Annotated in this window: 25 protein-coding genes; 11 read left to right on the top strand and 14 right to left on the bottom strand. The window is 33.0% G+C overall.

Annotation, left to right across the window (positions count from 1 at the left end; genetic code table 11):
• Window positions 1–99: 99 nt before the first annotated feature.
• Both AW14_RS02030 and rimM read left to right on the top strand, forming a co-directional pair.
• A complete protein-coding gene (locus AW14_RS02030) occupies window positions 100–603 on the top strand; it encodes a 30S ribosomal protein S16 (protein ID WP_044637292.1) in 504 nt (167 codons plus the stop codon).
• Window positions 604–718: 115 nt separating this feature from the next.
• A complete protein-coding gene (gene rimM, locus AW14_RS02035; protein ID WP_044637293.1) occupies window positions 719–1,243 on the top strand; it encodes a ribosome maturation factor RimM in 525 nt (174 codons plus the stop codon).
• A gap of 61 nt (window positions 1,244–1,304) precedes the next feature.
• Here rimM and AW14_RS14370 read toward each other — a convergent pair whose 3' ends face one another.
• Window positions 1,305–1,754, bottom strand: coding sequence for a DUF2383 domain-containing protein (locus AW14_RS14370; RefSeq protein WP_052647408.1), 450 nt, complete (start codon window positions 1,752–1,754; stop codon window positions 1,305–1,307).
• 183 nt (window positions 1,755–1,937) lie between these two features.
• Between AW14_RS14370 and AW14_RS02045 the strand changes: the two genes are divergently transcribed.
• From AW14_RS02045 to AW14_RS02055, 3 genes are all read left to right on the top strand, one after another.
• Entirely contained in the window at window positions 1,938–2,654 is a 717-nt protein-coding gene (locus AW14_RS02045; RefSeq protein ID WP_044637294.1) for a tRNA1(Val) (adenine(37)-N6)-methyltransferase, read from the top strand.
• Between the two features lie 108 nt (window positions 2,655–2,762).
• Window positions 2,763–3,941, top strand: coding sequence for an acyl-CoA dehydrogenase family protein (locus AW14_RS02050; protein WP_044637295.1), 1,179 nt, complete (start codon window positions 2,763–2,765; stop codon window positions 3,939–3,941).
• 83 nt (window positions 3,942–4,024) lie between these two features.
• Complete coding sequence (locus AW14_RS02055; RefSeq protein ID WP_044637296.1) at window positions 4,025–4,924, top strand: metallophosphoesterase family protein; 900 nt, start codon at window positions 4,025–4,027, stop codon at window positions 4,922–4,924.
• A gap of 59 nt (window positions 4,925–4,983) precedes the next feature.
• On the opposite strand, the gene AW14_RS02060 is transcribed toward AW14_RS02055, so the two are convergent.
• The 6 genes from AW14_RS02060 to trmB form a co-directional block, all read right to left on the bottom strand.
• Window positions 4,984–5,313, bottom strand: a complete 330-nt coding sequence (locus AW14_RS02060) for a 2Fe-2S iron-sulfur cluster-binding family protein (RefSeq protein ID WP_044637297.1) — start codon at window positions 5,311–5,313, stop codon at window positions 4,984–4,986.
• 260 nt (window positions 5,314–5,573) lie between these two features.
• Window positions 5,574–5,819, bottom strand: a complete 246-nt coding sequence (locus tag AW14_RS02065) for a NifU family protein (protein WP_044637298.1) — start codon at window positions 5,817–5,819, stop codon at window positions 5,574–5,576.
• A complete protein-coding gene (locus tag AW14_RS02070; protein ID WP_044637299.1) occupies window positions 5,820–6,959 on the bottom strand; it encodes an Mrp/NBP35 family ATP-binding protein in 1,140 nt (379 codons plus the stop codon).
• Window positions 6,960–7,113: 154 nt separating this feature from the next.
• Window positions 7,114–7,443, bottom strand: a complete 330-nt coding sequence (locus AW14_RS02075) for an MGMT family protein (RefSeq protein WP_044637300.1) — start codon at window positions 7,441–7,443, stop codon at window positions 7,114–7,116.
• A gap of 2 nt (window positions 7,444–7,445) precedes the next feature.
• On the bottom strand, window positions 7,446–8,075 hold the full coding sequence (locus AW14_RS02080) for a LysE family translocator (RefSeq protein ID WP_044637301.1): 630 nt from the start codon (window positions 8,073–8,075) through the stop codon (window positions 7,446–7,448).
• Window positions 8,076–8,077: 2 nt separating this feature from the next.
• Window positions 8,078–8,752: a tRNA (guanosine(46)-N7)-methyltransferase TrmB gene (gene trmB / locus AW14_RS02085; protein ID WP_044637302.1), complete on the bottom strand. Its 675-nt coding sequence runs from the start codon at window positions 8,750–8,752 to the stop codon at window positions 8,078–8,080.
• A 162-nt stretch (window positions 8,753–8,914) separates the two neighbouring features.
• Between trmB and AW14_RS02090 the strand changes: the two genes are divergently transcribed.
• On the top strand, window positions 8,915–9,970 hold the full coding sequence (locus AW14_RS02090; RefSeq protein ID WP_044637303.1) for a glycosyltransferase: 1,056 nt from the start codon (window positions 8,915–8,917) through the stop codon (window positions 9,968–9,970).
• On the opposite strand, the gene AW14_RS02095 is transcribed toward AW14_RS02090, so the two are convergent.
• On the bottom strand, window positions 9,944–10,987 hold the full coding sequence (locus AW14_RS02095; protein ID WP_044637304.1) for a sensor histidine kinase: 1,044 nt from the start codon (window positions 10,985–10,987) through the stop codon (window positions 9,944–9,946). The two genes, AW14_RS02090 and AW14_RS02095, sit on opposite strands and share 27 nt — an antisense overlap.
• Window positions 10,987–11,667 (bottom strand): response regulator transcription factor, encoded by a 681-nt coding sequence (locus AW14_RS02100; RefSeq protein WP_044637305.1) that lies wholly within the window; start codon window positions 11,665–11,667, stop codon window positions 10,987–10,989. The genes AW14_RS02095 and AW14_RS02100 overlap by 1 nt, the downstream gene beginning before the upstream one ends.
• A 201-nt stretch (window positions 11,668–11,868) precedes the next feature.
• Here AW14_RS02100 and AW14_RS02105 point away from each other — a divergent pair, with 201 nt between their 5' ends.
• Window positions 11,869–12,210 carry a T9SS type A sorting domain-containing protein gene (locus AW14_RS02105; RefSeq protein ID WP_052647409.1) on the top strand — a complete coding sequence of 114 codons (342 nt, stop codon included), beginning with the start codon at window positions 11,869–11,871 and terminating at the stop codon, window positions 12,208–12,210.
• Window positions 12,211–12,290: 80 nt separating this feature from the next.
• On the top strand, window positions 12,291–13,271 hold the full coding sequence (locus tag AW14_RS02110; RefSeq protein ID WP_044637306.1) for a LuxE/PaaK family acyltransferase: 981 nt from the start codon (window positions 12,291–12,293) through the stop codon (window positions 13,269–13,271).
• Window positions 13,272–13,406: 135 nt separating this feature from the next.
• Here AW14_RS02110 and tyrS read toward each other — a convergent pair whose 3' ends face one another.
• On the bottom strand, window positions 13,407–14,702 hold the full coding sequence (gene tyrS, locus AW14_RS02115; protein ID WP_044637307.1) for a tyrosine--tRNA ligase: 1,296 nt from the start codon (window positions 14,700–14,702) through the stop codon (window positions 13,407–13,409).
• 87 nt (window positions 14,703–14,789) lie between these two features.
• Here tyrS and AW14_RS02120 point away from each other — a divergent pair, with 87 nt between their 5' ends.
• Window positions 14,790–15,797 carry an NAD-dependent epimerase/dehydratase family protein gene (locus AW14_RS02120; RefSeq protein WP_044637308.1) on the top strand — a complete coding sequence of 336 codons (1,008 nt, stop codon included), beginning with the start codon at window positions 14,790–14,792 and terminating at the stop codon, window positions 15,795–15,797.
• Here the strand turns inward: AW14_RS02120 and AW14_RS02125 are convergent.
• The 3 genes from AW14_RS02125 to AW14_RS02135 are packed head-to-tail and all read right to left on the bottom strand — an operon-like array spanning window position 15,772 to window position 18,388.
• Window positions 15,772–16,311 carry a DUF4296 domain-containing protein gene (locus tag AW14_RS02125; protein WP_052647410.1) on the bottom strand — a complete coding sequence of 180 codons (540 nt, stop codon included), beginning with the start codon at window positions 16,309–16,311 and terminating at the stop codon, window positions 15,772–15,774. The genes AW14_RS02120 and AW14_RS02125 overlap by 26 nt on opposite strands.
• Complete coding sequence (locus AW14_RS02130; protein ID WP_044637309.1) at window positions 16,311–17,657, bottom strand: dihydroorotase; 1,347 nt, start codon at window positions 17,655–17,657, stop codon at window positions 16,311–16,313. The genes AW14_RS02125 and AW14_RS02130 overlap by 1 nt, the downstream gene beginning before the upstream one ends.
• Window positions 17,654–18,388, bottom strand: a complete 735-nt coding sequence (locus tag AW14_RS02135) for a polyprenol monophosphomannose synthase (protein WP_044637310.1) — start codon at window positions 18,386–18,388, stop codon at window positions 17,654–17,656. The genes AW14_RS02130 and AW14_RS02135 overlap by 4 nt, the downstream gene beginning before the upstream one ends.
• A gap of 118 nt (window positions 18,389–18,506) precedes the next feature.
• Here AW14_RS02135 and AW14_RS02140 point away from each other — a divergent pair, with 118 nt between their 5' ends.
• Window positions 18,507–19,151, top strand: a complete 645-nt coding sequence (locus tag AW14_RS02140) for a DUF4271 domain-containing protein (protein ID WP_044637311.1) — start codon at window positions 18,507–18,509, stop codon at window positions 19,149–19,151.
• 26 nt (window positions 19,152–19,177) lie between these two features.
• Window positions 19,178–19,927, top strand: a complete 750-nt coding sequence (locus AW14_RS02145) for a uroporphyrinogen-III synthase (RefSeq protein ID WP_044637312.1) — start codon at window positions 19,178–19,180, stop codon at window positions 19,925–19,927.
• Window positions 19,928–19,983: 56 nt separating this feature from the next.
• On the opposite strand, the gene pckA is transcribed toward AW14_RS02145, so the two are convergent.
• The gene (gene pckA, locus AW14_RS02150; RefSeq protein WP_044637313.1) at window positions 19,984–21,600 is read right to left on the bottom strand and encodes a phosphoenolpyruvate carboxykinase (ATP); all 1,617 of its coding nucleotides are present in this window, start codon (window positions 21,598–21,600) and stop codon (window positions 19,984–19,986) included.
• Between the last annotated feature and the right edge of the window lie 56 nt (window positions 21,601–21,656).

The following is a 21,656-nucleotide window of genomic DNA, read 5'->3' on the forward strand; positions in this document are numbered from 1 at the left end:
CATTAAAAAATATAATAAAATAATATTAATTAAAGAAAATATAGTATCTTTGCGCCCTCATTAATAACCGAGGTCGAGAACCTCAATTAATTAATTATTATGCCAGTAAAAATTAGATTACAAAGACATGGTAAAAAAGGGAAACCTTTTTACTGGATCGTAGCAGCAGATGCTCGTTCAAAAAGAGATGGTAAATACCTTGAAAAATTAGGAACTTACAATCCAAACACTAACCCAGCAAGTATAGATTTAAATGTTGATGGTGCTGTAACTTGGTTACAAAATGGTGCGCAGCCAACAGACACTGCTAAAGCTATTTTATCTTACAAAGGTGCTTTACTTAAAAACCATTTAGCTGGTGGAGTAAGAAAAGGTGCTTTAACAGAAGAACAAGCTGAAGCAAAATTCCAAGCTTGGGTTGATGAAAAAGCAAACAAAGTAAGTGGAAAAATTGATGGTTTAGCAAAAGCGCAAGCTGAAGCTAAAGCAAAAGCTTTAGAAGCTGAAAAAGCTGCTAACGAAGCTCGTATCGCTGCAGCAACTCCGGTTGTTGAAGAAGAAGCTCCTGCCGCTGAAGCAGAAGCATCAAACGAAGAAGAATAAAAAACAAAATTTTTTATACTTTTAAACTCCGATATTTTATCGGAGTTTTTTATGCAAATTATTTTGTAACTCAATTATTGGATTTTCAATTTCGAAAATCAAAATATGGCTTTAAATGAAAAAAGACGATTGCTTTTATTTAGGAAAAATTGTAAAAAAGTACAGTTTTAAAGGTGAATTATTAATAAAATTAGACACCGACCAACCCGAACTTTACGAAGAATTAGATGCCCTTTTTCTTGACATCAATAACAATTTAATACCTTATTTTATTGAAAGTTCTCAGCTACACAAATCTAATTTACTTCGTGTACAATTTGAAGACGTAGAAACCGAAGCCGATGCCGAAGCTTTAATAAAAACAGAGGTTTTCTTGCCTCTGGAATTTTTACCAAAATTAGAAGGTAACAAGTTTTATTTCCATGAAATTATTGGTTTTAAAATGATGGATGAAAATTATGGCATTGTTGGAGAAATTACTGGGGTAAACGATTCTACATCGCAATCACTTTTTGAAGTTGAAAACCAAGGAAGAGAAATTCTAATCCCAATGAATGATGAATTTATTGTGAGAGTAGAGCGTGACACAAAAACAATAGTTGTAAACACCCCCGAAGGTTTAATTGACTTGTATTTATAATAAGACAAACAAAAAAGGCTAATCAAAAATGATTAGCCTTTTTTTAACTTAATAATTTTATTTAAGCAACAAACATTTCTTCTCGTTTTAAAACATTCAGTTTTACCTGAATATGATCTCTTTGCTTTATTAAAATTTTACATAAACTTAAGGGCAAATTTCTTTCCATTAATACCCCGTTATAATTATTTATACTTGCTTCTTTTATGGCACAAACTTCGCTTAACAATTGGTCTTCAGCCTGTAACTTAATTAAGTTTTTAAAGTTCATTCTTTTAAGATAAAAAGCTCTACCAAAGGCTAATGATTCTTTTTGATTTCCGCCAAGCTTCCCAATTTCTTTTTTTAATTCTTCACCAAATTCGTTTCTTTCTAGGGCTTGACCTTTAAAAAAAGAACGGAAATTACTATCTTTTACTAATTCAAAAGCCTCATTATACAATTTTTCAACTTCGTGATTTAGTAACAACAAATTATAAAGTTTTTCTAAGACTTTTTCTGAATATTTCATACCAATTATTTTAGATTAGCAATTTTTAAATTTCTGTTTAAAAACACCTTTCAACTACTACTTTTCGAAGTATAATATTACAAATTTTTTAAACAACTTTTATATTATTAACACTGTTTAATACATTTTATTATATTTTAACAGCAATTAACTACAAAATTATTAATTTTTTAACAAACTAAAATGACAAGTAAACCTTTCATTTTCAAAGAGTTTCAAATACACCAAGACCAATGCGCCATGAAAATTGGCACCGATGCCGTTATTTTAGGCGCCTGGACAACTATCGATGAACAACCATTTTCAATTTTAGATATAGGAGCAGGCACTGGTATTTTGGCATTAATGTTAGCGCAAAGAAGCACTGCCGAAATAATTGATGCCCTAGAAATTGACGATGCCGCCTACGAACAATGTGTCGATAATTTTGAACAATCTCCTTGGGGAGATCGTTTATTTTGTTATCATGCTTCTTTAGAAGAATTTGTCGAAGAAATTGAAGACCAATACGATTTAATAATTTGTAATCCGCCGTTTTATACCGAAGATTATAAAACAGAAAACGAACAAAGAGATTTAGCCCGTTTTAGTGATGCGATGCCTTTTAATCATTTGTTAGAAAGTGTTTCAAAATTACTTTCGGAAGCGGGTGTTTTTTCGGTGATTATCCCTTTTAAAGAAACAGCAGAATTTATTCAATTAGCATCACATTATAAACTGTTTCCAGAAAAAATACTTCATATACAAGGCCATGAAAATTCAGAAATAAAACGTAGCGCTATAAGCTTATCTTTCCGCGAAAGCGATACCAAATTTGAAAAATTAATTATTGAAACACAACGACACAAATACACCGAAGACTATATTAATTTGACGAAAGATTTCTATTTGAAAATGTAATAAGCAAGTATTATTTAATTAAATTTGAGCTAATAAAATATTGATTTCTCATAAAAGCATAGATATTTCTAATTATTTTATTTTAAATTTCTACAAAACATCAAAATAATGAAGCCAGATTTATTTGAAGCACCAGATTATTACAACTTAGACGAATTACTCACGGAAGAGCATAAATTGGTTCGTGATGCTGCCAGAACGTGGGTAAAACGTGAGGTCTCCCCTATTATTGAAGACTATGCCCAAAAAGCCGAATTTCCAACGCAAATAATAAAAGGTTTGGCAGACATTGGTGCGTTTGGCCCTTATATTCCTGTTGAGTATGGCGGTGCTGGATTGGATCAAATATCGTATGGCTTAATTATGCAAGAAATTGAACGTGGCGATTCTGGTGTGCGCTCTACAGCTTCGGTACAATCGTCGCTCGTAATATATCCCATCTGGAAATATGGTAACGAGGCACAACGACAAAAATACTTGCCCAAATTGGCCAGTGGCGAATGGATGGGCTGTTTCGGTTTAACAGAACCCGACCACGGAAGTAATCCTGGTGGCATGACAACCCATTTTAAAGACATGGGAGATTATTATCTTTTAAATGGTGCTAAAATGTGGATTAGCAATGCGCCCTTTGCACAAGTTGCTGTCGTTTGGGCTAAAGATGAAACCGAACGCATTCACGGACTCATTGTAGAGCGCGGTATGGAAGGTTTCTCAACTCCAGAAACGCACAATAAATGGTCTTTAAGAGCATCGGCTACTGGGGAGCTTATTTTTGATAATGTTAAAGTGCCAAAAGAAAATTTATTACCAAATAAATCGGGTTTAGGGGCGCCATTGGGTTGCTTAGATTCTGCACGTTACGGCATCGCTTGGGGCGCTGTTGGTGCTGCTATGGATTGTTACGATACGGCACTGCGCTACAGTAAAGAGCGTATGCAATTTGAAAAACCTATTGGTCAATTTCAACTACAACAAAAAAAGTTAGCCGAAATGATTACAGAAATTACCAAGGCGCAACTTTTAACCTGGCGTTTAGGTGTTTTAAAAAATGAAAACAAAGCCAGTTCTGCACAAATATCTATGGCAAAACGAAATAATGTAAATATGGCCATACAAATTGCGCGCGAGGCTCGACAAATGCTAGGTGGCATGGGCATTACGGGAGAATACAGCATTATGAGACACATGATGAATTTAGAAAGTGTGATTACCTACGAAGGTACGCACGACATTCATTTACTTATAACAGGTTTAGATATTACAGGCTTTAATGCTTTTAAATAAGAAGTAAAAAACGCGATTAAATTATTCGTAAGACGTTTTAAAACGAAACGTATTTTTACACTATTTTTAGCTAAATTTACTTTATGTTTTCAAGTAAAAAGAGATTCGATAACGCCTATAAAAACGCTAAGATCATTCATTTTAATGACACTAGTAAGTTTATATTATTTAGCGATTGTCACAGAGGCGATAATAGTTTTGCCGATGATTTTGCGAATAACCGCAACATATATTTTCACGCATTAAAACATTATTACAACGAAGGCTTTCAATATTGTGAAGTTGGTGATGGTGATGAACTTTGGGAAAACCTATCGTTTCAACCCATTTTTGAAGCGCATAAGAATGTATACATGCTTATGAAACAATTTCATGAACAGGAACGTTTACACATGATTTGGGGAAACCACGATATGGTTTATAGAAATCCGGATTATGTTGAAAAAAACCTTTCGACTTACTTCGATGAAAAATTAGGTGAAGATGTGGAATTGTTTTGCAATTTAAAATACCATGAAGGTATTATATTAAAACATACAGAAACCAAGCAGGAACTTTTTTTAACCCATGGACACCAAGCAGATTGGTGGAATTACACCTTCTGGAAATGGAGTCGGTTTTTAGTAAGAATTCTTTGGAAACCACTTAATGTTATGGGTATTTCAGACCCAACAACCCCAGCAAAAAACTATAAAGAACTTATAAAAGTTGAACGCAGAACAAAAAAATGGATTGCCGAAAACAACAATTTAATAACCATTGTGGGACATACCCATCGTCCGCGTTTTCCAGAACCTGGTGATATTGCATTTTTTAACGATGGAAGTTGTGTACACCCAAGAAGTATTACTGGGATTGAAATTGAAAACGGTGCAATTACTTTAATAAAATGGCTCATTGAAACTACCGATGATGGTATCCTTAAAATTGTAAGAGTCGTTTTAGAAGGTCCTAGAACCTTATTAAGTTATAAAACTAACTAAAAAACAAAGGCAAGCCTTTTGAAGAGCTTGCCTTTGTTTTGTATAATTATAAAAAGAGTTTAACTCTCTGGTGCTAATTCAACTTCTAACCCATTCATTTCTGGAGTCATTTGAATTTGACAACCCAAACGGCTGTTTTCCTTTACATTAAAAGCTTCAGAAAGCATAGCCTCTTCATCATCTGACATTTCAGGTAATTCGGTCTCACTTAAAACATAACATTGGCATGATGCACACATAGCCATTCCGCCACAAACACCAATAGTACCTTCTGGTGCTAATTCGTAGGAACGAACCACTTCCATTAAGTTCATTGCCATATCTGTTGGTGCTAAAACCTCGTGTGAAACACCATCTCTATCTATTATATTAATTTTAATATCCATTATTGTACTCTAATAAAATTAGGCGTTTGTGCCCTATTGCTTTGTTTTTATGCCTAAAAATATCGGCAAAAATACTACTAAATTTATAATTTGCAAATTAAACCCTATAATTCTTATAGACTTAATAGGTTTTATGTATTCTAGATAGTTTTATTTTTCAGATTGAAATTATAATTAGTAGCTACTAAGTTATTTATAGCTACTAATTATAACATCGAAAGCATTCGTAAATGAAAAAATTATTTGCTTAATTGTAAATGAAATTAAACTGAAATATTTACTACGCGCTCAATCTTAGGCACATACTTTTTAATAGTCATTTCCACGCCAGATTTAAGTGTCATTTGATTAACGCTGCAGCCAACGCAAGCACCTTGTAGCTGTACTTTTACCAAAGTATCATTATCTTCAATAGATAATAATGAAATATCGCCTCCATCACTTTGTAAAAAAGGACGAATTTCATCTAAGGCTTTTTCAACATTTATTCTAACTTCTTCTGAGGTCATTTATTTATTTTTAACAGATGAACAACCTGCCATAGTTGTAATTTTAATAGCTTCGGTTGGAGGTAAATTCGTGTTTCTTTTCACTACTTCTTCAACCACGCGTTTGGTTATCGCTTCAAAAGCTTGTTCGGTAGCAGTAGCGGTTTGTAAGGCTGCTGGTCTTCCTACATCACCAGCTTCACGTATACTTTGTACTAAAGGCACTTCGCCTAAAAAAGGCACTTGTAAATCTTCTACCAAATTCATGGCGCCCTCTTTGCCGAAGATATAATATTTATTATTTGGAAGTTCATCTGGAGTAAAGTAGGCCATGTTTTCAATAATTCCTAAAACAGGCACATCGATACTTTCTTGCTGAAACATGGCTACACCCTTTTTAGCATCGGCTAAGGCTACATTTTGAGGTGTACTAACAACAACAGCACCCGTAATTGGTAAAGACTGCATGATACTTAAGTGAATATCGCCTGTTCCTGGTGGTAAATCAATTAGCATAAAATCTAATTCCCCCCAGTGGGCATCAAAAATCATTTGATTTAGAGCTTTTGCCGCCATGGGTCCTCTCCAAACAACCGCTTGGTTTGGTTGTGTAAAAAAGCCAATAGATAATACTTTTATTCCGTAATTCTCGACAGGTTTCATTTTCGATTTTCCATCGATAGTAACCGCTAAAGGACGTTCGGTTTCTACATCGAACATAATAGGCATCGAAGGTCCGTAAATATCGGCATCTAAAACACCAACTTTAAAACCCATCTTAGTTAATGTAACTGCTAAATTAGCTGTTACTGTAGATTTTCCAACACCACCTTTACCAGAGGCTACAGCAACAATATTCTGTATTCCTGGAATGGGATTGCCTTTAATTACATTCGCTTTAGGTTTTTCCGGCGCATCAACTTTTACATTCACTTTAATCTTTGCTTTTTCATAAACCAGATCGTGAATGGTCTTTAAAATTTCTACTTCAGTACGTTTTTTTGCTTGTAAACTTGGATTTGTAATGGTAATATCTACAACAACTTCATCTCCAAAAGTGACCACATTAGTTATAGCACCACTTTCTACCATATTCTTTCCTTCACCAGGTACCGTAATGGTTTCCAACGCTTTAAGAATGTCTTTTTTATTTAGCTTCATGCTTTATTTAGATTAATTCTAGGGATGTAAATATACTGCTAATTGTTTAGAATTTAAAGGCCTTTTATTGAAATGATTGATGGTTATATTACGTTTTTTTATAATTTAAACTTAGACCTGCAATCGATGAAAAAAAATCAATAAAATAAAAGATTTACAAGGCTTTAGATGGATCCCAAAACAAATTTTCGAAGTTTTGAATTTGATTGTTTTCAACGCGTATTCCTTCGTTTTCTAAAAGTTGCTGCATAAGATTCGTGCCTTCAAAATGATGCTTACCCGTTAACAACCCTTTTCTATTTACCACACGATGTGCTGGCACCTGTTTATCGTGAGAATTATTCATTGCGTAACCTACCATACGCGCACTTCTTACAGCACCTAAATAGTTTGCAATGGCTCCATAGGTTGTAACTCTGCCATAAGGCACCAAACGAACCACCTCATATACGCTCTCGAAAAAACTAAGCGTTTGCTCCTTCATTTTTATAAATCTTTAATAATGTTTATTAAGGTAACAACAGAAATAATTCCAGTAATACTTCCTATTAAATAATTCATACTTCGTTGGGAAGCAATGGGTTTATCTTTAATTTTATGAAAGAAAAATATATAAACATACAACATAACGAAAGTTCCCATAACAGCACCTGCTACGTAAGATGAAATGCTAATTTTGGTAAAATCCATCCAACCAATAGAAGCCAAGGTAACCGTCATATAAGCCTGATACGGTATAGGAAAAACGTTAATTGCCGACATGAGCAAGCCTTGAAAAAACCGACTCTTTTTACTTCGAGATTGGGGTTCTTTAAGTTCTTTTGATTCTTTTTTGGCGATGAGCAAAAAGTAAACGGTAATGAGCACAAAAATAACAAAAGCAACCCGTTGAAGTATTTTTACAACCTCTGAATGATTGCTTAAATAACTCGCAAAAATAGCAGCGATAGCTGTTTGAAACAAAACAATTACACAAACTCCAATAGAAAACATAACACCCCTAACATGGCCTTCTTTTAAGCTAATTTTAGCAGCCGTCATATTTAACAATCCGGGTGGTATAACACCTACCAATGCTATAATTAAGCCTAAAAAAAAGAGGATGGTTATATTCACAATTACTTAATTTTAAACCTAATATACGTAATTGGTTTATTTTGTTCTAAATATTGAGATTCGTAAAATGTTTGAATACTGGTAACCTCTTCGGGACTTCCTTCTTGCTTGTAAACATTATGATTAGCATATAAAACTTCATGACCAGCGCCATGCAACAACCCTAAGGTATAACCGTGCATAAATTCGCTATCGGTTTTTAAGTTTACAACACCATCTGGTTTTAAAATAGCTTTATAGCGCTTTAAAAAAGTTGCATTGGTCATACGATGCTTTGTGCGCTTGTATTTTATTTGCGGGTCTGGGAAGGTGATCCAGATTTCGTCGACTTCTTCGTTTGCAAAAGCATGATCAATTAATTCTATTTGGGTACGTAAAAAAGCAACATTAGGCAATTGCTCCTCGGTTGCAGTTTTAGCACCACGCCAAAAACGCGCGCCTTTTATATCGATTCCTATAAAATTTTTATTTGGGTATTTTTTGGCCAAAGCCACAGAATATTCGCCTTTACCGCAACCTAATTCTAAAACTAATGGGTTATTATTTTTAAAAACTGTTTTATTCCATTGTCCTTTCAAACGATATGTTTCATTTACTAACTCATCACGCGTTGGTTGAAATACATTTGAAAATGTTTCATTTTCTCTAAATCGTCTTAGTTTATTCTTACTTCCCACGAATAATATCCTTTATTTTAATTATTTGGTAAAATTAAGGAAATATACAAGAGCATTTATATGCTTATCTTTGAATTTATTAAAAAAGCTTGTTTGACGCCCATTCGATTGTTTTTTTATTAATACAACATTGAATTCTAAAGCTTCGGCTTCATCTTCTTTATGAAAAAACGAATTTTAGTTGCGCCTTTAAATTGGGGTTTGGGTCATGCCACTCGAAGTATTCCTATTATAAACGCTTTAATAACGCATAATTTCGAACCTATTATCGCAAGTGATGGTGTTGCACTTACACTTTTACAGAAGGAATTTCCAAATTTAATATCGGTTGAATTACCTTCTTACAATGTAACCTATGCTAAAAAAGGCAAATTTTTTAAATTAAAAATTATTAAAGATGCACCCAAGCTTTTAAAAGCGATAAAATCTGAAAAAAAAGCCACTATACAACTTATTGAAACTTATAAGATTGATGGTATAATTTCCGATAATCGTTTAGGAGTTTACAGCAAGCATATTCCTTCTGTTTTCATTACCCATCAACTTAAGGTTTTAAGCGGAACAACCACTTGGTTTAGCACAAAAATACATGAAGAATTTATTAGAAAATTTGATGCTTGCTGGGTACCCGATGTTAAAAAACTACCCAATTTAAGCGGTAAACTTGGACATCCAGAAACATTTGAAATCCCAACCGAATACATAGGAGCTTTAAGTAGGTTTGAAAAAAAAGATGGCCCAGTTTTAAACGATATGCTTGTTTTGTTGTCTGGTCCCGAGCCACAACGAACCTTTCTTGAAGAAAAACTTATTTCAGAATTAAAAAATTACAAAGGAACCGTAGTTTTTGTTAAGGGCATTATGCAGGCCGAACAAACCACAGAAGTTATTAATAACATAACGTTTTACAATTTTATGACTTCAAGCTTGTTGGAAAAAACCATTAACGAAAGTGCTTTAATTATCTCTCGATCGGGCTACACCACGGTTATGGATTTAGCAAAACTCGGCAAAAAAGCGTTTTTTATTCCCACACCAGGTCAATTTGAACAGGAATATTTAGCTAAACGTTTAACAGAATTGAAACTTGTACCAAGCTGCGCTCAAGACGATTTTAATTTAAACAAACTCGAAAACATGGATACTTTTAAAGGTTTAAAAGCTATTAATTTTAATACAGACTTTAAAAAGTTATTTAGCCTTTTCGAGAGTGAATGAAAACTCACTACCAACCCCAAAGTCGCTCTCTACATAAATACGTTCGTTGTGAGCTTCAATAATATGTTTTACAATAGAAAGTCCTAAACCAGAGCCACCTTCTTTTCGAGAACCACTTTTGTCTACTCTGTAAAAACGTTCAAATAAACGAGATAAATGTTTCTTCTCGATACCTTCACCATTATCGGTTACACGAACAATAACTTTATTTTTAATTAAATTCTCTACACTTAACTCGGTAGTCCCTTTTTCTTGTCCGTATTTTATAGAATTCACAATTAAGTTAGCAAGTACTTGCTGAATGCGCTCTTTATCTGCCTTTACAAAAATTGGATTGGGATAATCTCTATCGAAGGTTAACGTTATTTTCTTTTTGGCTGCTTTCATTTCAAACATTTCAAAAACACCTTTAATAAGTTCTACAATATCGAAAACCTCTATATTTAAACTTAAATCACCAACTTCCAACTTGGTAATCATATCTAAGTCTTTTACAATATAACCCAGTCTTTCTATCCCTTTACTAGCACGTTCTAGATACTTTTCACGTAGATTTTCGTCGTCCATCGCACCATCCAAAAGCGTTAAAATATATCCTTGAACGGTAAACAAAGGTGTTTTTAACTCATGAGATACATTTCCTAAAAACTCGCGTCGGTATTGCTCTCGAACTTTAAGGGATTCTATTTCAATTTTTTTATCGCGGGCAAACCTATCAATTTCTTCTGTTAAGGTTTGCATGTCTGTAGTAATGGTGCCTTTGGTTATGCTAGTAGATTCCAAAAGAGTTAAATCATCATATATTTTTTTTACCCGTTTATAAATAAAACGCTCTACCCGATACTGAATAACCATAAAGCTAAAAAGATAGGTTACTAGAAAAAAAACGATTAAATAAAGCAGATTTACTTTATAAAAACCAAATAAAAAAACACTCGTTAAGAGCGTTGTAAAAATGGTTATATAAAGCGATGTTTTAATCGCAAACTTATATGATTTTTTAAATTTCTGTTGCATTAATCTACAAACTTATAGCCTACTCCTTTTATTGTTTTAAAACTATCGTCGCCTATTTTTTCACGTAATTTTCTAATATGCACATCAATGGTACGACCACCAACCACAACTTCGTTACCCCAAACCGTGTCAAGAATTTCATCGCGTTTAAAAACTTTACCTGGTTTTGATGCTAGTAAAGATAGTAATTCAAATTCTTTTCTTGGTAGAACAATTTCTTTTCCTTTGGAAGTAATTTTGTACTCGTCTCTGTTAATAATAAGACTACCTATTTTAACGGTATCTGAAACTTCTTCGTCTTTAAAACGTCTTAAAAGTGCTTTTACTTTACTAACTAAAACTTTGGGTTTTATAGGTTTGGTAATATAATCATCGGCACCAGCGTCGAAACCAGCCACCTGCGAATAATCTTCACCTCTTGCCGTTAAAAATACTATAAGTGTATTTTCTAAATCTGGATTTTTTCTAATAATTTCACAAGCTTCAATGCCATCCATTTCAGGCATCATAACGTCTAAAATAATTAATTGAGGCTGTTCTTTTTTGGCTTTTTTTACGCCCTCATGACCGTTTTCGGCGGTAATTACTTGATAGCCTTCACTTGTTAAATTATAACCAACTATTTCTAAAATATCTGGTTCGTCATCAACTAATAATATTTTAATATCCTTTTTTTTCATTAGAAAACAATTATTAAACTATTTTATGAAGTAAAGATAAAACTAATAAAACAACTTCATCTAAATTATAAAATTAATAACATTAAGGTAACAGACCGATTACATGAATTTAAAATTGAGCACTAAAACAAACATCTTTAACAACTTTTTGGCATCAAATTTGTAATAAATTTGTTATTTTTAATAAAAAAACTAAAGTTTATGAAAAAAAGTTACTTTGTAATCTTGTTTTTTACGACCCTGTTTTTTGCTAGCCAAAACGGATTTAGCCAGAATAATAATGGCAAAGATTTTGCTCATAATAACATTGAAAATCTCAGTATTTATCCTAATCCGGTAACAAATAATCAAACCGTTATTTATATAAATTCCAAAAACAATTTAACTAAAAAAATTGAATTTTATGATATTTTAGGAAAACTTATCTCCACAACCTATATTAATAGAAAAGAACTTAATATTGCTCACTTAAACAGAGGTGTTTATATTTTAAAAATAACCGAAAACAATATTACAGAGGTTAAGAAATTAGTGATAAAGTAATTTAACTTCTTTTTAAATATTTTTAAAGCGTTTCCATTGGGTAGCGCTTTTTTATTTTAGCTACTTTTGTTGTTAGAATTATGATAGACAGTCAAGCGCTTTTTAATATTAAAACCGAAACAGAATTCGAAAACTTAGCATTGCAAGTTTTTAAATTTCAGTTTAACAACAACCGAATTTACAGGTCGTTTTGCGATTTATTATACATACATACCAGTGATGTTAAAACATTAAACGACATTCCTTTTTTACCCATACAGTTTTTTAAAACGCATGAAATATTAAGCAGTGACGATACTATTAAAGCAACCTTTACCAGTTCTGGAACTACAGGAACCGCGACAAGCAAACATTTAGTAACCGATTTAAGTATTTACAAAGAAAGTTTTACTCGAGGTTTCGAATTGTTTTATGGCCCAGTTGAAGATTTTGTGATTTTGGCTTTGTTGCCATCGTATTTAGAGCGTGAGGGCTCGTCGTTAATTTACATGGTCGATGCCATGATAAAAACATCTAAACACAAAGAAAGTGGCTTTTATTTAAATAATATTTCCGAATTAAAAGAGGCACTTATTCGATTAGATTCCGAAGGAAAAAAAGTATTGTTAATTGGTGTTTCATTTGCACTTTTAGACCTAGTTGAAACTTATAATTTCCAATTAAAAAACACTATTATTATGGAAACTGGTGGCATGAAAGGCAGACGAAAAGAATTAATAAGAGAGGAACTACATGCCCAACTAAAAGTAGGTTTTGGCGTTAATACAATTCACAGTGAATATGGCATGACCGAACTTTTGAGTCAGGCTTACTCCCAAGGAAACGGTATTTTTAAATGTCCAGATTGGATGCGTGTTTTAGTTAGAGACACCGAGGATGCCTTAAGCATTTTACCAGAAAATAAGGTTGGCGGATTAAATATTATTGATTTAGCCAATATAAATTCCTGCGCTTTTATTGCCACGCAAGATTTAGGTAGCGTTAATAAAAATGGCTGTTTTGAAGTTATTGGTCGCTTTGACAACTCGGATATTCGTGGCTGTAACCTTATGGTCTTATAATTTATTTAAAAATCTTTGTAAGTTTAAAATAAATCCATCGACTATATTATTGTAATGAAAAAGAAGGATTAATTTTTAATGGTTGGTTAGTTTGAAAAAGCCTGGTTACTTATTTGTAATCAGGCTCTTTCTATTTTATACCAATCTTAAAACAAAGTAATTCTTTTTACCACGCTGCAAGAGCACGAATTTATCGTTTATTAAATCGGCTTTTGAAATCATATAGCCCTCTTGCACCTTCTCTTTATTTACAGAAATAGAATTCTCTTTTAAAGCACGTCTGGCTTCTCCATTCGATTTTAAAAAACCGCCTTTTTCAGCTAATGCTGCTATAATATCTAACCCTGATACGATATCAGATTCTGAAATTTCGGTAAGTGGCACACCATCAAAAACATCTAAAAAGGTTTGTTCGTTAAGCTGTTTTAAATCGTCTCCAGTAGAGTTTCCAAATAAAATTTCGCTGGCTTTAATCGCATTTTCTAAATCATCTTTAGAATGTACCATGGTTGTAATTTCTTCTGCCAATCGTTTTTGTAAGGCTCTTAAATGCGGCGCTTCATTATGCTGAATAACTAGTGCTTTTATTTCTTCTTCGGTTAAAAAAGTAAATATTTTAATATACTTTTCGGCATCCTCATCGCTTGAATTTAACCAATATTGATAGAATTTATAAGGTGATGTTCTGTTGGCATCTAACCAAACATTTCCGCCTTCAGATTTTCCAAATTTAGACCCATCGGATTTTGTTATTAACGGACAAGTAATAGCAAAACCTTTTCCTCCAGAAATACGACGTATTAACTCGGTTCCCGTTGTAATATTTCCCCATTGGTCGCTTCCTCCCATTTGAATGGAGCAATCTTTTTCTCTGTATAAATGAAGAAAATCGTATCCTTGTACTAACTGATATGTAAACTCGGTAAAACTCATACCTTCAGATGAATCTGAAGAAATTCTATTTTTTACAGAATCTTTCGCCATCATATAATTTACTGTAATGTGCTTACCTACATCGCGAATAAACTCTAGAAACGAGAAGTCTTTCATCCAATCGTAATTATTCACTAAAGTAGCCGCATTACTCGCATCGCTTTCAAAATCTAAAAAGTGAGCCAATTGCTTTTTAATAGATTCTTGATTGTGACGCAAGGTTTTTTCGTCTAACAAATTACGCTCGTTCGATTTCCCAGACGGATCCCCAATCATACCTGTAGCGCCACCAACCAAGGCCACAGGCTTGTGCCCACAACGTTGGTAATGTGCCAATAGCATAATGGGTACTAAATTTCCAATATGTAAAGAATCTGCAGTAGGATCGAAGCCAACATATGCACTTCTCATCTGTTCCATTAAATGTTCTTCTGCTCCTGGCATTACGGTATGAATCATACCTCTCCAGGTTAATTCTTCAACAAAATTCTTTATCATTTTCTATTATTTATTGTAAACTTTGGCAAAGATAAAAATCAAAGAATAATTACTCCTGTATTCTGAATAATTCTTTACTTTAGTTGCATGATTTTAGTTACTGGAGGCACAGGCTTAGTTGGTTCGCATTTACTTTTTAACCTTGTTAGCAATAACAAAAAGGTTCGCGCTATTTATAGAAACGAACAAAAACTTAAAAACACAAAAGATGTGTTTGCCTGCTATACTAAGAATTTTGAAACACTATTTAATTCTATTGAATGGGTTAAGGCCGATATTTTAAATATTACCGAATTAGATTATGCCTTTAAAGATGTAACTTACGTCTACCATTGTGCAGCTTTAGTATCGTTTGAACCCAACAGATATAAACAATTACGCAAAATAAATATTGAAGGCACAGCCAATGTTGTTAATTTTTGTTTGTTTCATAACATTAAAAAATTATGTTATGTAAGTTCTATTGCTACACTTGGTAAAGAAGTAAACGATGGTTTTATAACCGAAGATTCTATTTGGAATCCCGAAGACGATAACAGTGTTTATGCGATTACAAAATATGGTGCCGAAATGGAAGTTTGGCGAGGCACTCAAGAAGGGTTACAAGCTGTTATTGTAAATCCTGGGGTTATATTAGGTGCTGGCATCTGGAAGTACGGCACAGGAAACTTATTTAGAAAAGCTCAAAAAGGAATTAAATACTTTACTTCAGGAACCATAGGTTTAATAGCTGTTGAAGATGTAGTGAAAATTATGATATTACTTCTAGAAAGCGATATTGTAAACCAACGCTATATACTTGTAGCAGAAAATTGGACTTACAAGCGCTTTTTACAAACTTTAAGCCTATCTGTAAATGCTAAAAAACCTGAAAAATTAGCTAGTGCTTCGTTACTTTATTTTGCTTGGAAATTAGATTGGTTAAAACATAAGTTAACAGGAAAACGACGTATACTTACCAAACATCTCGCCGAATCTTTAACCTCAGAAACATATTACTCGAGTGTTAAAGTTACAAAAGCCTTAGAAGTTTCTTTCACTCCAATAGAGGTGACTATAGCTCACATTGCTAATCTCTATCTGAAACAGGACTAACTAAAACCCCTTCATGAGACGCTTCTTTTCTGTTTAAATGTAATTGTGTTTTAAGTGAATCTATTTTTAAAATAGAATCTCTAATTGCAAAACGTTTTATAGAATCTTTTGCTCTTAATATGTCGATCGAGTCGGTTTCCTTTTTCTTTTCTTCCTTTTCCAGTTTTAGCTTTAAATCGTTTAGATACACTTTAAGACGCTCTAAACTATCAATAACTTTATCATAAATTTCTTCGTAATCCTTAATATTATGGGCGTAATAACTATTACTCTGTGCAAATTGCAAACTATCTATTTTATATTTTTCAAAAACATACGTCTCTAAATTTACGCCATGTTTTTCCAGTATTATTTTATTCGCAGAGGTTGCAGAACTAATAATTTTAGAATCTATTAATATTTTAACCATATCGCTTTTTGAGATTAAATTATCGGGTTTATCGGGCCCTCCATATTTATTACAAGAAGCAATAATTAAAATAATACAGAAATAAAATAGCGTTTGTTTTAACATTATCTATTAAAAGTTAATCGTTTTGCAGCCTTCACATCTGAAACCTTAGCGTTTTGATAGACCAAACTACCATTTACGAAGGTATGAGTAATTCTAGACTTAAACGTAGTGCCTTCAAACGGAGACCATTTACATTTATATAAAATATTTTCTTTATTAACCGTCCACGGATTATTCAAATCTATTAATACCAAATCTGCATAATACCCTTCTTTTATAAAGCCTCTTTTTTCAATTTCGAATAAAATAGCTGGGTTATGACACATTTTTTCAACTATTTTTTCTACTGAAATTTTATCTTTATGGAACATTTCTAACATAGCTGGTAAGGCATGCTGCACCAGTGGTCCGCCAGAAGGCGCCTTGGTATAAACGTTATTTTTTTCTTTTATCGTATGTGGCGCATGATCTGTAGCAATAACATCAATTCTATCGTCTAACAAAGCCTCCCACAATTGAGCACGATCTTTTTTGGTTTTTACCGCAGGATTCCATTTGATAAGGGTTCCTTTTTTATCGTAATCTTCATCTGAAAACCACAGATGATGTATACAAACCTCGGCCGTTATTTTTTTGTCTTTTAGAGGTATTTTATTTGAAAACAAATTGGTTTCTTTTCCAGTTGACAAATGAAAAACATGTAATCTGGCACCCGTTTTTTTTGCTAATTCAATGGCCTTAGATGATGATAAATAACAAGCTTCTTCGCTTCTAATTACTGGATGATATTTTATAGGTATATCCTCTCCATACTTGTCCAGATGTTCCTGGAAGTTCTTTTTTATGGTAGCTTCATCTTCACAATGAACTGAAATTACCATGTTGGTGCTTTTGAAAATTTTCTCCAAAACTACTGGGTCGTCAACCAACATATTCCCTGTCGATGATCCTAAAAACAATTTTAATCCTGCTACCGTTTTAGGGTCTACCTTTAAAATTTCATCTAAATTATCGTTTGTTCCTCCAAACATAAACGAATAATTTGCGTAAGACGTTTTAGATGCTATCTCAAATTTCTCTTCTAACTTTTCTACTGTTGTGGTTTGCGGATTGGTATTTGGCATTTCTACAAACGAGGTAATACCACCTGCAACAGCTGCTCTAGATTCGGTTTCTATGGTTGCTTTTTCGGTTAGACCTGGTTCTCTAAAATGCACTTGATCATCGATAGCTCCTGGAAACAAATATTTGCCTTCGGCATCGATAACATAAACATCAGAAGATTTTGCACTAATAGATTCGTTAATTTCTTTAATAAACTCATCTTCAATTAAAATATCACCTTTTAAAATGACACCTTCATTTACAATATGAGCATTTTTAATTAATGTAGTTTTCGGTTTCATAATGTATCTACTTTTTTAAATAGACTTTTTAATTTCATAGAAATCACTCCAAAAATAGCTTCCGAGATAATTCCTGAACTTAATTTTGATTCGCCTTGTGTTCTATCGGTAAAAATTACTGGTACTTCTTCTATTTTAAATTGTTTTAAATATGCTTTAAATTTCATTTCAATTTGAAAGGCATAGCCAATAAATTTAATATGATTTAAATCGATATTTTCTAAAACTTTGCGTTTATAACAAACAAACCCTGCGGTAGTATCATGAATATTCATTCCTGTAATAAAACGCACATATTTCGATGCAAAATACGACATTAAAACGCGACTCATGGGCCAATTTACAACATTTACGCCTTTTACATAACGCGAACCTATGGCGACATCGGCTTGATTAACATGACAGGCATGGTACAATTTTGGTAAATCGGATGGATTGTGTGAAAAATCGGCGTCCATTTCAAAAATATATTGATAGTTGTTTTTTAAACTCCATTTAAAACCATGAATATACGCTGTTCCTAGTCCAGATTTTTCCTTTCTAACTTCCAGATGTAACCGCTCAGGAAACAATTCCTGAAGCTGCTTAACCTTTAATGCTGTTAAATCTGGAGAATTGTCGTCGACTACCAAAATATGAATAGCATCTGACTGTGAAAATACAGCTTTAATTATAGCTTCAATATTCTCTATCTCGTTATAGGTAGGAATAATAACAAGTGCATCTGTCATTCTTCGGTTTTAAAATCAATACTATTTTTAGCAAATGTACATTATTACAACTTTATTTATTTTAAATATTCCTTAATAATTAAAGCTTCTAGTAAAATAAATATAATAATTTTACAACATGCTTAGGGAAACTGTATCTAACGAATTATTTACCATTTTTTTGGTAATTGGACTCATATCGGTGGCTATTACAAAGTTAATAGAGCCTAAGCGTTTTAGTGACTTTATTTATGTTTTAGGAAACTCTAAGTACCTTAAAATTTATGCGCGCGACCAAAAGTTTTTAGACAAATTTGAGGCTTTATTATTTTTTAATCTTCTACTCTCGTCGGCTGTTTTTTTTATTATAATTTATCAGAATTTAACAGGTTTAAATATTAATACTATTGAAAATATTATTAAAATTACCGTTGGCATTGGTGCTTTTATTCTAATAAAAGTACTTCTAGAACGCTTAATTGGAAGTTTGTTTGAAATAGATAGAATTACCGATTTATACTTGTTTCAAAAAATTACTTATAAGAATTTTTTGGGCCTTGTTTTAATTCCATTAAACGCTCTTTTACTTTATAGTTTTCGTCCTTCGTTAATTTTAATTTACCCCATAATTATATTTTTGTTAATTGTTAATATTATTGGGCTAATTACTACCATTAAATCGCATCAAAGTTTAATAAAAGCTAACTTTTTTTATTTTATTTTGTATCTTTGCGCTCTTGAAATCGCACCCTATGTTATTTTATATAAGGTGTTTGTTTCTTAAAGACACCTAACATACTACTTGTACTTATGAAAGTGAAAACAATTTTAGTATCTCAACCAGAACCTAAAATAGAAAACTCCCCTTATTTCGATTTAATTGAAAAGCAAAAAGTAAAAATAGACTTTAGACCTTTTATTCATGTGGAAGGTGTTTCTGCTAAAGAAATAAGACAACAAAAAGTTGATTTAAACAACTACACGGCCATTATTTTAACAAGCCGAAATGCGGTTGATCACTTTTTTAGAGTTGCCGAAGAAATGCGTTATAAAGTGCCGGATACTCTTAAATATTTTTGTCAATCTGAAGCAGTTGCTTACTACCTTCAAAAATATGTAGTTTACAGAAAGCGTAAAATTTATGTTGGTAAACGTACCTTTTCGGAGCTTTCTCCATTAATTAAAAAATATAAAGACGAAAAGTTTTTATTGCCAAATACTGATAAAGTTAAAGATGAAGTGCCAGACACTTTAAATGCTTTGGGAGTTAACTGGAAACAGGCTATTTTTTACAAAACTGTAATTAGCGATCTTTCTGATTTAGCCGATGTTTACTACGATATATTAGTATTTTTTAGTCCGTCTGGAATAGAATCCTTATTCCATAATTTCCCAGACTTTAAACAAAATAACACGCGTATTGCTGTTTTTGGAAATACTACCATTAAAGCGGTAGAAGAAAAAGGATTGCGTGTAGATATTGCTGCACCAACGCCAGAGACACCTTCTATGACTATGGCTTTAGAGAAATACATCGAAAAGGTTAACAAAGTAAAATAAACCTAAATACCATAAAACAAAAAAGGGATGATTTAAATCATCCCTTTTTTTATTAATTAAAATGCATAGCGCTGCGGACCGCCACGGCGAATTTCTTCACTGGCATATGCTTCATATTTTTTAAAGTTTTCTCGAAACGCATTAGACAATTTAAAAGCCGTCTTATAGTAAGCTCCATCGTTATTCCATGTTGCTCTCGGACTCAAAACTGTTGTTGGTACACCCGGACATTCTCTTGGTTGTGCCACTCCAAAAACAGAGTGAATGTGGTAATTATCATAACTATACAAGCCTAAATCGCCACTTAAAACCGCATGAATCATGGCGCGTGTATATTTAAGTTTCATTCGGGTTCCAACCCCATAAGGACCGCCAGTCCAACCCGTATTTACCAACCAAACATTTACCCCAGAATCTTTCATTTTTTTGCTTAACATTTCGGCGTATTTAGTTGGGTGCAAAGGCATAAAAGGCGCTCCAAAACAAGCTGAAAACGATGGCTGTGGTTCTACAATACCCGCTTCGGTTCCTGCCACTTTAGCCGTATAACCCGAAATAAAATGATAGGCAGCCTGACTTGGCGTTAATTTAGATATTGGAGGCAATACGCCAAAAGCATCGGCAGTTAAAAAGAAAATATTTTTAGGATTTTTACCTGTTGATGGCATCTGAATGTTTTCAATATGATGTATAGGATAACTTACTCGTGTGTTTTGTGTAATAGAAGTATCTTCAAAATTAACATGTCCTTGAGAATCTAAAACCACATTTTCTAAAATGGCGCCTTTTTTAATAGCATCAAATATTTCTGGTTCGTTTTCTCTAGAAAGATTAATAACCTTTGCGTAACAACCACCCTCGAAATTAAAAACAGAATCGCGCGAGGTCCAACCATGCTCATCATCTCCTATTAAACTGCGATTAGGATCTGTAGATAAGGTGGTTTTTCCTGTACCAGACAAACCGAAGAAAATAGCAGTATCGCCCTCTTTACCTACATTGGCACTGCAATGCATTGGAAGTGTGTTTTTGTATACTGGAAGAATAAAATTTAAGGCTGAAAAAATGCCTTTTTTAATTTCACCGGTGTAGCCCGTACCTCCAATAAGTGCTATTTTTCTAGTAAAATTTAAAATAGCAAAATTATGCTGACGTGTACCATCGGTTTCGGGGTTTGCCAAAAAACCAGGAGCATTTATAACAGTCCACTCCGATTCAAAATGTTCCAATTCTTCATCGGTTGGTCTTAAAAACATATTATACGCAAATTGATTGCTCCAAGGATATTCGTTAATAACACGAATGTTTAACTTATAATCTTCATCTGCACAGGCATAGCAATCTCTAACAAAAATTTCTTTGTTAGATAAATAATCTGTAACCTTATTATATAAGGCATCAAACTTATCTGCATCAAAAGGAATATTAATATCGCCCCACCAAACGCGGTCTTTAGTAATATCGTCTTTAACAATAAATCGGTCTTTAGGAGAACGCCCCGTAAATTCACCTGTATTAACAGCTAAAGCTCCAGAAGCCGCCTCTACTGCTTGTCCTTTTTCGATAGCAATATCGTGCAACTCATTTGGGCTTAATTGGTATTTAACATTGGCATTTTTTATACCGTAAGCATCTAACGAAATCGTTTTCGTAAATTGATCTAAGTGTCCCATATTATGGCTTTAAATTATTTAAATACCAAAATTAGGTCAAATAAAATTCATTATTA

It is taken from the genome of Siansivirga zeaxanthinifaciens CC-SAMT-1, assembly GCF_000941055.1.
In the GTDB taxonomy this organism is placed as follows: Bacteria; Bacteroidota; Bacteroidia; order Flavobacteriales; family Flavobacteriaceae; genus Siansivirga; species Siansivirga zeaxanthinifaciens.